This is a genomic window from Streptomyces sp. NPDC058674 (assembly GCF_042716505.1).
GTDB lineage: Bacteria > Actinomycetota > Actinomycetes > Streptomycetales > Streptomycetaceae > Streptomyces.
The window spans coordinates 26717-36645 of sequence record NZ_JBHXSC010000041.1 but is presented as its reverse complement, the minus strand read 5'-3'; the positions used below and the strand labels follow the sequence as shown (position 1 = coordinate 36645).

Here is a 9929-nt window from a genome sequence, read left to right as displayed (position 1 = left end):
GTGGGGGGGGCCGGGGGGGGGGGGGGCGGGGGGGGGGGGGGGGCCCCCCCCCCCCCCGGGGCCCCGCCCGGTCCGCTCGGACCTGCGACGGACCGCGTCAGACCTGCGACGGATCGCGCCGCACCGCCGGGCGGCGGCTCGCGATGACCCGCTTGGCGAGCGCGCGCGGGCTGGTCAGGAAGCCGAAGCCCCAACACAGGTGCATGGTGGCGAGGGCCACCGGGATTCGCGCGCGGGAGGTGAGCGGCAGGCCCTTGCCGGCGGGGACGGAGCCCGCGGTGATGGCCGCCAGGTAGCCGGCCGGGACGGCGAACGCCCACGGGGTGACGGCCGCGCCCACGACGACGCCGGCCGCCATCGCGCACACCAGGGTGGGCGGGGCCAGGTAGCGCAGGTTGATCGAGCCGGAGTGGTAGCGGGCCACCACGTGGCGCCACCGCCCGTAGTCCTTGTACTGCTTGGCCAGGGCCCGTACGGAGCGCCGCGGGCGGTACTGGACCTTGAGCTCGGGAGAGAACCAGATCAGGCCGCCGGCCTCGCGGATGCGGAAGTTCAGCTCCCAGTCCTGGGCGCGGATGAACTCCTCGTTGTACCCGCCCTGCTGCTCCAGCGCCTCGCGGCGGAAGACGCCGAGGTAGACCGTCTCGGCCGGGCCGGCCCGGCCGCCGGTGTGGAAGGGCGCGTTGCCGACGCCGATCCGGGAGGTCATCGCCGCGGCGACGGCCTCCTCCCAGGGGGTCTCGCCCTCGGCGTGCATGATGCCGCCGACGTTCTGGGCGCCCGTCTCCTCCAGGAGGCGGACGGCGGTGGCGATGTAGTTCGGGGAGAGCATGCCGTGGCCGTCGACGCGGACCACGATCGGGTGGTGCGAGGCCTTGATGGCGGCGTTGAGCGCCGCCGGGGTCCGGCCGGTGGGGTTCGGGACGGTGTGGACGCGGGAATCCTCCGCGACCAGGGCGGCGGCGATCTCGTCGGTGCGGTCCGTGGACGGCCCGAGGGCGATCACCACCTCCATCTCGCCCGCGTACTCCTGTTCCAGGATGTGGCGGACGGAATCGCGGAGGTAGTGCTCCTCGTTGAGTACCGGCATGATCACCGAGACTGCGGGCTGCTGGGCGGGCATGTGGTCCTTCACGGTCGGGTACCGGTGTCACGTTACCGCGTACGGGGGAACCGGGTGCGCGCCGAGTGAGCGGTACGGACGGACGCTGATCGTATGGGCTTACTGTTCCGACGATCAGATGACGTACCGGCCGTTCCCCTGCCGTCCCCGCGGAGGTGTCCCCCGTGCCCCAGCCGCACCGTCCCACCCGTCCCGCCAGGCCGCCCCAGCCGCAGCGCGCACGGCGCGGCGGTGGAGGGCGCCCGGTCCGGCGGCGCAGGGACAAGCCCCGGTGGGGGGTGCGGATCGCGGCCGGGCTGTCGGTGGTGGTGCTGGGCTCCGGGGCCGTCGGGCACGCCGTCATGACCGGCCTGGACACCGGCATCGAGCGGGTGGACCCCTTCAAGGACATGAAGAACCGCCCCCAGTCCGGCCACGGCCTGAACGTCCTGCTGGTCGGCACCGACGGGCGGGAGAAGATCACCCGGGAGGAGAGGCGCGAGTACCGGCTGGGCGGGGCCCCCTGCCACTGCACCGACACGATCATGCTGGTGCACCTCTCGGCGGACCGCGAGCGGGCCAGCGTGATCAGCCTGCCCCGCGACAGCTACGCCGAGGTGCCCGCGCACCAGGACCTGGTCACCGGCAAGGCCCACAAGGCCCATCCCGTGAAGCTGAACGCGGCGTACGCGGAGGGCGGGCCGAACCTGACCGTGCGGACCGTGGAGAACATGACCCGGGTGAAGATCGACCACTACCTGGAGGTCGACTTCACCAGCTTCATGAAGACGGTCGACGCCATGGGCGGCGTGGAGATCTGCACCGCCAAGACGATGCGCGACACCCACACCGGCCTCGACCTGCTGCCCGGCACCCACCGGCTCACCGGCGGACAGGCCCTGCAGTACGTGCGCTCGCGCCACATCGACGGCGCCTCGGACCTGGGGCGGATGCAGCGTCAGCAGCGTTTCCTCGCCGCCCTGGTCAAGCAGGCCACCAGCGGCGGGGTGCTGCTGAACCCGGTGAAGTTCAAGCAGGTCAGCTCCACCCTGCTCGGCTCCGTCCGGGCCGACCGGGGCTTCGGTTCGGAGCAGATGCTCGCGCTGGGACAGGCCATGCGCGACTTCACCCCGTCCTCGTCGGAGTTCGCCTCCGTGCCGATCGGGAACCCCTCGCACCCGGTGAAGGGCATCGGCTCCACCGTGAAGTGGGACGAGCCCAAGGCCGCCAAGCTGTTCGAGGCGGTGCGCCACGACCGGCCGCTGGCTCCGGTCCGGCCGGGTGCCTCCGGGAGCCGCCCGGCGGCGGTCCCGGTGGACGTTCCGCCGCGGCAGGTCCGGGTCCGGGTGGAGAACGGGACGCGGATCGACGGACTGGGCGGCCGGGTGGACGCGGCGCTGCGCGCCACCGGCTTCGACACCACGCGGGCCCCGGGCAACGGCGCGAGCCGTGAGGTCAAGCGGACGGTGATCATGTACGACCCCCGGTGGGACCGGACGGCCCGTACGGTGTCCGCCGCCCTGCCCGGCAGCGAACTGCGGGCGGTGGCGGGGCAGGGCCGGACCGTGGTGGTGGTCGCGGGCGCCGACTACCGCACGGTGGTGCCGGTGCGCGCGGAGAACCCGTACGAGGGCGGCACGACCCCGGTGGTCACCGGCGACCAGGTGGTCTGCGGGACATGAGCGCGCCGCCGCCCGGGCGGTCCCGGACGGCGGCGATGGCGGTGGCGGTCCAGCGGCCGGAGCGGCCGGAGCGGCCTAGCGGACGCGTTCCACCAGGGTGACCTGGAGGCTGCGGACCTTCGTCTTCTGGACCACCTTGTAGTGCTTCTCCAGCGCCCGGGCCTGGGCCTCGGGCAGCTTGTGGTACGGGTTCGGCGTACCGCTCCAGGTGACCACCCACACCCGCCGGGTGGTACCCAGGCACTGCTCGGGCTGCTCGCACTCCACCGGGAAGAGGTCGTCGCTCTGCACGGCCGTGCGCCGGGCGAACACGTCGCGGAGCTCGACCCGGTCCGGCAGGGAGTACTCCACCTGGAAGTCGGTCATGTAGACGGTGTCGGCCCCGCGGACCGGTACGAAGCCGTCGCCGGGCCGGTAGCCCTTGGCGATGACCGCCGCGGCCTCCTCGCCCTCCCGGCCGCTCTTGACCGTCTCCGTACGGATCTGGCGCTGGTCGGGGAGGCCGAGGAGGATCACCGCGGCCAGGCCGGCCACCCCCACCGGCCGGGGCCGGAGCGCGGCCAGGCCGGCGGCGGCGAGCACCACCCAGGCGGGCATCGTGAAGAGGAGGTAGCGGTCCATGAAGTACGAGGTGCTGCCCTGGGAGACGACCCAGGCGGCCGCGATCGGGGCGGCGCCGACCAGCGCGAGCTCCACGGCGGGCCGCCGGCCCCGGCTCCACGCGAGCGGGAGCAGCGCGAACGCGGCGATGGCCAGCGCGATGAGCGGGGAGCCGAAGAGGGCGTCCCAGACCTCCGCGATGCTGCGCAGGTGCGGGGTCTTGATCCAGCTGATCTGCCGGCCCACCTGGCGCTGGCCCAGCAGCACCAGCGGGACGACCGGGAGCAGGGCGACGGCGACCGTCAGCGCGTAGCCGACGAGCGTGCGCCCGCGCCGGTCCTGCCGCCAGCGCATCAGCACGATCAGGGCGTGCGGCAGCAGGAACAGCAGCGAGACGATGTGGAACAGCCCGGCCGCCGCGACGGCGACGGCGTACGGGGCCCAGCGCGCCGGGGACGGGCGCTTGAGCGCCCGCAGCAGCAGCCAGGTGGCGGCGGTGACCGCGAACACCACGAAGGCGTAGGACCGGGCCTCTTGGCCGTAGCGGGTGACGGAGGGCAGCAAGGCGAAGAGCAGGCCCGCGAAGACGGCGGTGCGGCGGTCGAAGACCGTGCGGGCGGTGAGCACGACGAAGGCGGCGGCGCCGGCCATGGCGAGCGCCGACGGCATCCGGAGCATGGTCGGGGAGTCGCCGAAGACGGATATCCAGCCGTGCAGCAGCAGGTAGTAGAGCCCGGAGACGGCGTCCACGTTGCCGAGCATCTCGACCAGGTCGCCGGTGCTGCGGACGGCCGCGTTCCAGCTGGCGAGCTCGTCGCGCCACAGGTTCGGGGTGCCGCTGCCCGCGCAGGCCGCGGCGAAGGTCAGTACGGCCGCCCAGAGCCAGTCGAAGCGGGCCCGGCCCGTCGCGGGCGGGGCGGTGCGGTGCCCCGCCCCGTCGTTCTCGGCGGGGCGGTCGGAGCCGGCCCCGGCCGCGACAGCCGTACTGCTGGTGGTCATTGCACGAACCTTCCGGATCCATCGGGGGCAGCTGCGCGAGTGGGCCCCGTCGCATGAGGATCCGGACCGAGCTCGACGTGTCAGGGTAGATCAGTGTCCGGGGCCGCAACCAATCCCGGGCGGCCCCCGGACGCGTGCGTCACCTGGGGCGCACCGGCGGATCGCTCTTGGGCAGCGAGACCTTGGCCCCGTCCAGCAGCCGCTTGAGCAGCGCCGACAACGGCCGCTCGGCGAAGCGGTGGACGAGCCAGGACAGCAGCAGGATGACGGCCAGGCACAGGGCCAGCAGGTGGAAGGGGGCGATGCCGTGGTCGCGGCCCCAGCGGATCATCGCCCAGCCGAGCTCCTGGTGGAGCAGGTAGACGGGGTACGTGAGCGCGCCGGCCACCGTGAGCCACTTCCAGCGGATCCAGTTGAGGGCGCCCATCGCGGCGGCCAGCATCACCAGGAAGGCCGCGGCCGAGACGGCCGCCATCACCGGCCAGGACAGGCCGTGGTGGACCTCGTACTCATAGGCGCCGACCGTGATGTGCAGCCGGTTCTGCGCGTACAGCCAGGAGAAGCCGACCACCCCCAGGAGCATCGGGTTCACACCGAACCGGTAGATGAGGTACATGGCCACGCCCGCGATGAAGTACGGGGCGTCCTGCGGCATGAAGACGGTGTCCATCAGCTTGCTGTCGGTGCCCGGCGTGATCACCGCGAGGATCGTCCAGATGCCGCAGAAGGCCAGGACCCGACGGTAGGTCAGCCCCATGACGGCGACGACCGCGAACAGCAGGTAGAAGCGGAGCTCGATCCAGAGCGTCCAGTACACGCCGTCGGCCTCGGTCACGCCGAGGGGGCGCTCCAGCATCGTGAGGTTGGTCAGCACGTCGCTGACGCTCATCGGCTCGCGGCTGGCGCGGACGGTCGCCGCGAAGTTCACCACGAGGGTGGTGATGATGATGCCGACCCAGTACGCCGGGTAGAGCCGCACGATCCGGGAGGTGAAGTAGTCCCGGGGCGAACGGCCCCAGCACGACATGCAGATCACGAATCCGCTGATCAGGAAGAACAGCTGGACGCCCATCCAGCCGTACGAGGCGACCCGGTGGACGCTCGGCATCAGGTTCCGCGGGGTGTTGCCCCACACCTCGGGGTGGATGTTGACGCCGGCCCAGTGGAAGGCGACCACGGAGAGCGCCGCGATCAGGCGCAGCCCGTCCAGCACGTACAGCCGGGGCCGTTTCGGCGTGCCGGCGGCCGGGCGGGCCGGCTGGGCCGGCACGGCGTCGTGCACAGGCAGGGGTGGTATGACAGCTGACATGGGGGGACGACTCCGCGATGTGTCCGGCTGAGGGATCTGACGTCGCATCCGCCTGCGAGCGCGCCGGGACGTCAGACGCCACCTTAAGGGTGGCCCGCAGGGGCGCACGGCCATGCGGGCGATCCGTGATCCGAAACACGCACGGACACGAGGTCAGTCGTCGAAGCCCTGGGCGGCCCGCTCCTCGCGCAGCGCCATGATCGCCTGGCGCCGGGCGAGCCGGTGGGTGCGGCGGATCTGGGCCTCCTGGTAGCGCCGCTCGTCCCGCTCGGTCTCGGGGAGCACGGGCGGGACCGTGCGGGGCTTGCCCTCGGCGTCCACGGCCGCGAAGACGAGGTAGGCGCTGCCGACCTGGGTGGCGGGGGTGGACTCGTTCCAGCGCTCCGCGAGGACCCGTACGCCGATCTCCATGGAGGAGCGGCCGGTCCAGTTGCACTGGGCCTTGACGTGCACCAGGTCCCCGACCCGCACGGGGGCCAGGAAGGCCATCTCGTCCATGGAGGCGGTGACCGCGGGGCCGCCGGAGTGGCGGCCGGCCACGGCGCCGGCCGCGTCGTCCACCAGCTTCATGATGACGCCGCCGTGCACGGTGCCCAGGAGGTTGGTGTCGTTGGCGGTCATGATGTGGCTCAGGGTGGTCCGAGAGGCCGAGGTCGGCTTCCCCGGCAGCTCGACCGGTATGTCTGTCATACGCACACCTTAGATGCGCGCCGGGGGCATCAGCTCTGCAACAGCACCGGCACGGAACCTCCCCCGGGCTGTCGGACGGCGCGACCGGACGTGCATCCTAGGGCGCATGAATGACTGGCCAGCAGGGTGGAACGGCGAGCGCGACGACCGCGGCCGTCGTGACGACGGGTACGGACGCGGCAGCGGGCAGGCGCAGCCGGAGGGCGCGCAGCGGATGCGGCACGTCCAGCGGCAGCAGCCGCCGCGCCCGGCGGTCCCGCCGCCCGCCCGGCGGCCCGGGACCCCGCCGCCCGCACCCGGCGTGCCCCCGCAGCAGGCGGGGGGCGCCCACGACAGCTACGGCGGCTTCGACAGCGGCTACAACACGGGGCAGGTCTACGGGGCGCCCGCCGGGCCCGGGGGGCCCGCACAGCCGCCCTCGGGGCCCGGCCGCCCCGGACGGGCCCCGGGTCCGGCCCCGGACTGGCGCAGGCGGATCAAGGTCGGCTCCATCGTGCTGGCCTCCGCCCTGCTGGTGACCTCGGTCGCCACCTACTTCTGGGCCGACTCCAAGGTGCGCCGGGAGGTGGACCTCGCCAAGGTCATCGAGCGGCCGAAGGAGGGGGACTGCACCACGTACCTGATCGTGGGCTCCGACAGCCGCGAGGGCATGTCCGCGGAGGAGAAGAAGAAGCTCCACACCGGTTCCGCCGAGGGCAAGCGGACCGACTCGATGATGATCCTCGCCAAGTGCTCCAGCGGGAACACGATGATCTCGCTGCCGCGCGACTCGGACGTGGAGATCCCGTCCTTCGTCGGCTCCCAGTCGGGCAAGAAGTTCGCCGGCCAGGGCCGGCGGGTCAAGCTCAACGCGGCGTACGCGGAGGACGGCCCGGAGCTGCTGGTGCGGACGGTGGAGCACAACACCGGCCTGCGCATCGACCACTACGCGGAGATCGGCTTCGCCGGCTTCGCGAACATCGTGGACGCGCTGGGCGGGGTGGAGCTCGACATCGAGAAGGCCTTCAAGGACGAGAAGTCGGGCGCCGACTTCCAGGCCGGGAAGCAGACCCTCAACGGCGAGCAGTCGCTGGCCTTCGTGCGGACCCGGTACGCCTTCGCCGAGTCGGACCTGCAACGGACCAAGAACCAGCAGAAGTTCCTGTCGGCGCTCGCCTCGCAGGCGGCGACGCCGTCCACGGTCCTCAACCCGTTCTCCCTGTACCCGATGCTGGGCGCGGGACTGGACACGCTCATCGTGGACAAGGACATGGGCCTGTGGGACATGGGCCAGATGTTCTTCGCGATGAAGGGCGTCAACGGCGGTGACGGCGTCTCGATGAACATGCCGATCTCCGGCCAGCGCGGCGGCAACCTGGTCTGGGACAAGGCGAAGGTGCAGCAGCTGGTGAAGCAGATCCAGAACGACGAGAAGGTCACCGTCCGCGGACAGTGAGCGCGCGCACGGAAAAGGGGCACCCCCGAGGGGGTGCCCCTTTCCCGTGGTGCGGGCGGGTCAGCGCTTGCCGGCGCGGGCGCGCAGCTTCCACGGCATGGCGATGGACTCCAGCTGGACCGAGAGGTTCATCTTGGACTCGCCGATGGTGCGGTCCTCGAAGTGGATCGGGACCTCCATCACCTGGAAGTCGCGGCGCAGGGCCTTGAACTTCATCTCCACCTGGAAGCTGTAGCCCGCGCTGCCGACCGACTCCAGGTCGATCGCGCGCAGCGCGTCCGCGCTCCACAGGTTGAAGCCGCCCGTGATGTCACGGACGCGGGTGCCCAGGATGGTGCTCGCGTAGGCGTTGGCCCAGCGGGAGAGCAGCTTGCGGTGCGCCCCCCAGGCGTCGGACAGGGTGCCGCCCGGGACGTAGCGGCTGCCGACGACGAGGCCGGCCCCGGTGGACAGGGCCACGCCGAGCATCTCGGCGATCTTCCCGGCCGGGTGCGAGCCGTCCGCGTCCATCTGCAGGACGTACTGGGCGCCGTCCTCGACGGCCTTGGCCATGCCGGCGGCGTAGGCGCGGCCGAGGCCGTCCTTCGCGGTCCGGTGCAGCACGGACATCCGCGCGGAGCCGTCCTCGGTGCGGTAGCCCTCCGCGAGCTCGTCGGCGATGCGGCCCGTGCCGTCGGGCGACGAGTCGTCGACGACCAGCAGCCGCAGGCCGGGCTGGTCCAGGCTCATGAGGAGCTCGGCCATGCCCGGCAGGTTGCCCGCCTCGTTGTACGTGGGCATGACCACCGTGAGCGGGGTCTGCGCCCAGGCGCCGGGGAGCTGGGTGGTCGCGACGTCCGTCGCGCGGGGGGTCTGCTGCTCACCTATCACAGGGTTATGCCTCACTGAAGTCGGTCGGTACGCGCACGCCCCCGCCCGGGATCACCGGTCCGAGGAAAAACGGACTGCGGCGGGAGGCAGCTCAGCCTCGCACCACACCCGCGCCCCTGCGCGAAGTTCGTTGTCAGCCCCGACCACCGCGCCGTCGCCGATGACCGCGCCGTCCAGCACAGTGCGCGATCCCACCGAGGCACCAGCGCCGATCAGGCTGGCGCTCACCTGCGTGTCCGGGCCGATGATCGCGCCGTCCAGCACGATGGAGCCCTGGACGACCGCGCCGGCTTCGATACGGGCACCGGCGCCCACCACAGTACCTCCAGAAAGCTTGGCTCCGTCCGCCACCCGGGCTCCCGGGAGCACCAGGAATTCACCGCGGGGACCGGGAACGGCCGGGGAGGAGACGACACCGCGTACCAGATCGGCGGAAGCCTGGACAAAGGACTCCGGCTTGCCGAGGTCCAGCCAGTAGGTGCTCTCGGTGACGCCGTGCAGCTTGGCTCCGGAGGCGAGCAGACCGGGGAAGGTCTCGCGCTCGACGGAGACGGGGCGGCCGGCCGGGATGGAGTCGATCACGCTGCGGCGGAAGACGTAGCAGCCGGCGTTGATCTGGTCGGTGATGATCTCTTCGGGGGTCTGCGGCTTCTCGGTGAAGGCCAGCACCCGGCCGTCGGGGTCGGTGGGGACCAGGCCGAACGCGCGGGGGTCCTCGACCTGCACGAGGTGCAGGGAGACGTCGGCCGCGGCCTTCTCGTGGGACGCGACCAGGCCGGCGATGTCCAGGCCGGTCAGGATGTCGCCGTTGAAGACGAGGACGGAGGAGTCCGGCCCGCCGGTCAGCCGCTGCGCAGCGTTGCGGATGGCGCCGCCGGTGCCGAGCGGCTCGTCCTCGACGACGTATTCGAGGGTGAGGCCGAAGGCGGCCCCGTCGCCGAAGTACGGCTCGAAGACCTCGGCGAGGTAGCAGGTGGCCATCACGATGTGCGTGACACCGGCGGCAGCAGCCCTGGCTATCTGGTGGGCGAGGAACGGGACACCCGCGGCCGGGACCATCGGCTTGGGGGTGTTCACCGTCACGGGGCGCAGACGCGTCCCCTGCCCGCCGACCAGCAGGATCGCTTCCGTCATTGTTTTCTCCCCAGCCGATTCGGTCGTACGAAGGTTCAAAGTTAGCCCATCCGGGGAAGCGGAATCGCCGGAGGACCGCCATCCCGGCCCGGTCCGCTCCGGCGGGCG

Annotated in this window: 8 protein-coding genes; 2 read left to right on the top strand and 6 right to left on the bottom strand. The window is 72.1% G+C overall.

Annotated elements, in window-relative coordinates:
- Positions 1 to 97: 97 nt before the first annotated feature.
- Positions 98 to 1123, bottom strand: a complete 1026-nt coding sequence (locus ACFWU6_RS21225) for a glycosyltransferase family 2 protein (protein WP_383806843.1) — start codon at positions 1121 to 1123, stop codon at positions 98 to 100.
- 278 nt (positions 1124 to 1401) lie between these two features.
- On the opposite strand from ACFWU6_RS21225, the gene ACFWU6_RS21220 reads away from it, so the two are divergent.
- Positions 1402 to 2784 carry an LCP family protein gene (locus tag ACFWU6_RS21220; protein WP_383982433.1) on the top strand — a complete coding sequence of 461 codons (1383 nt, stop codon included), beginning with the start codon at positions 1402 to 1404 and terminating at the stop codon, positions 2782 to 2784.
- Positions 2785 to 2859: 75 nt separating this feature from the next.
- Here ACFWU6_RS21220 and ACFWU6_RS21215 read toward each other — a convergent pair whose 3' ends face one another.
- The 3 genes from ACFWU6_RS21215 to ACFWU6_RS21205 form a co-directional block, all read right to left on the bottom strand.
- Positions 2860 to 4383, bottom strand: coding sequence for a glycosyltransferase family 39 protein (locus tag ACFWU6_RS21215; RefSeq protein WP_383982431.1), 1524 nt, complete (start codon positions 4381 to 4383; stop codon positions 2860 to 2862).
- Between the two features lie 139 nt (positions 4384 to 4522).
- A complete protein-coding gene (locus ACFWU6_RS21210) occupies positions 4523 to 5692 on the bottom strand; it encodes an acyltransferase family protein (protein ID WP_383982429.1) in 1170 nt (389 codons plus the stop codon).
- 153 nt (positions 5693 to 5845) lie between these two features.
- Complete coding sequence (locus ACFWU6_RS21205; protein ID WP_383806849.1) at positions 5846 to 6382, bottom strand: acyl-CoA thioesterase; 537 nt, start codon at positions 6380 to 6382, stop codon at positions 5846 to 5848.
- 106 nt (positions 6383 to 6488) lie between these two features.
- Between ACFWU6_RS21205 and ACFWU6_RS21200 the strand changes: the two genes are divergently transcribed.
- Positions 6489 to 7817: an LCP family protein gene (locus ACFWU6_RS21200; protein WP_383982427.1), complete on the top strand. Its 1329-nt coding sequence runs from the start codon at positions 6489 to 6491 to the stop codon at positions 7815 to 7817.
- Between the two features lie 60 nt (positions 7818 to 7877).
- On the opposite strand, the gene ACFWU6_RS21195 is transcribed toward ACFWU6_RS21200, so the two are convergent.
- Both ACFWU6_RS21195 and ACFWU6_RS21190 read right to left on the bottom strand, forming a co-directional pair.
- Positions 7878 to 8687: a polyprenol monophosphomannose synthase gene (locus ACFWU6_RS21195; protein ID WP_383806853.1), complete on the bottom strand. Its 810-nt coding sequence runs from the start codon at positions 8685 to 8687 to the stop codon at positions 7878 to 7880.
- 51 nt (positions 8688 to 8738) lie between these two features.
- Complete coding sequence (locus ACFWU6_RS21190; RefSeq protein ID WP_383982425.1) at positions 8739 to 9821, bottom strand: sugar phosphate nucleotidyltransferase; 1083 nt, start codon at positions 9819 to 9821, stop codon at positions 8739 to 8741.
- Between the last annotated feature and the right edge of the window lie 108 nt (positions 9822 to 9929).

Excerpts from the sequence above, each read along its gene's own strand:
- ACFWU6_RS21205 (WP_383806849.1), bottom strand. The coding sequence starts at position 6,382 with ATGACAGACATACCGGTCGAGCTGCCGGGGAAGCCGACCTCGGCCTCT.
- ACFWU6_RS21190 (WP_383982425.1), bottom strand. The coding sequence starts at position 9,821 with ATGACGGAAGCGATCCTGCTGGTCGGCGGGCAGGGGACGCGTCTGCGC.
- ACFWU6_RS21210 (WP_383982429.1), bottom strand. The coding sequence starts at position 5,692 with ATGTCAGCTGTCATACCACCCCTGCCTGTGCACGACGCCGTGCCGGCC.
- ACFWU6_RS21225 (WP_383806843.1), bottom strand. The coding sequence starts at position 1,123 with ATGCCCGCCCAGCAGCCCGCAGTCTCGGTGATCATGCCGGTACTCAAC.
- ACFWU6_RS21200 (WP_383982427.1), top strand. The coding sequence starts at position 6,489 with ATGAATGACTGGCCAGCAGGGTGGAACGGCGAGCGCGACGACCGCGGC.
- ACFWU6_RS21215 (WP_383982431.1), bottom strand. The coding sequence starts at position 4,383 with ATGACCACCAGCAGTACGGCTGTCGCGGCCGGGGCCGGCTCCGACCGC.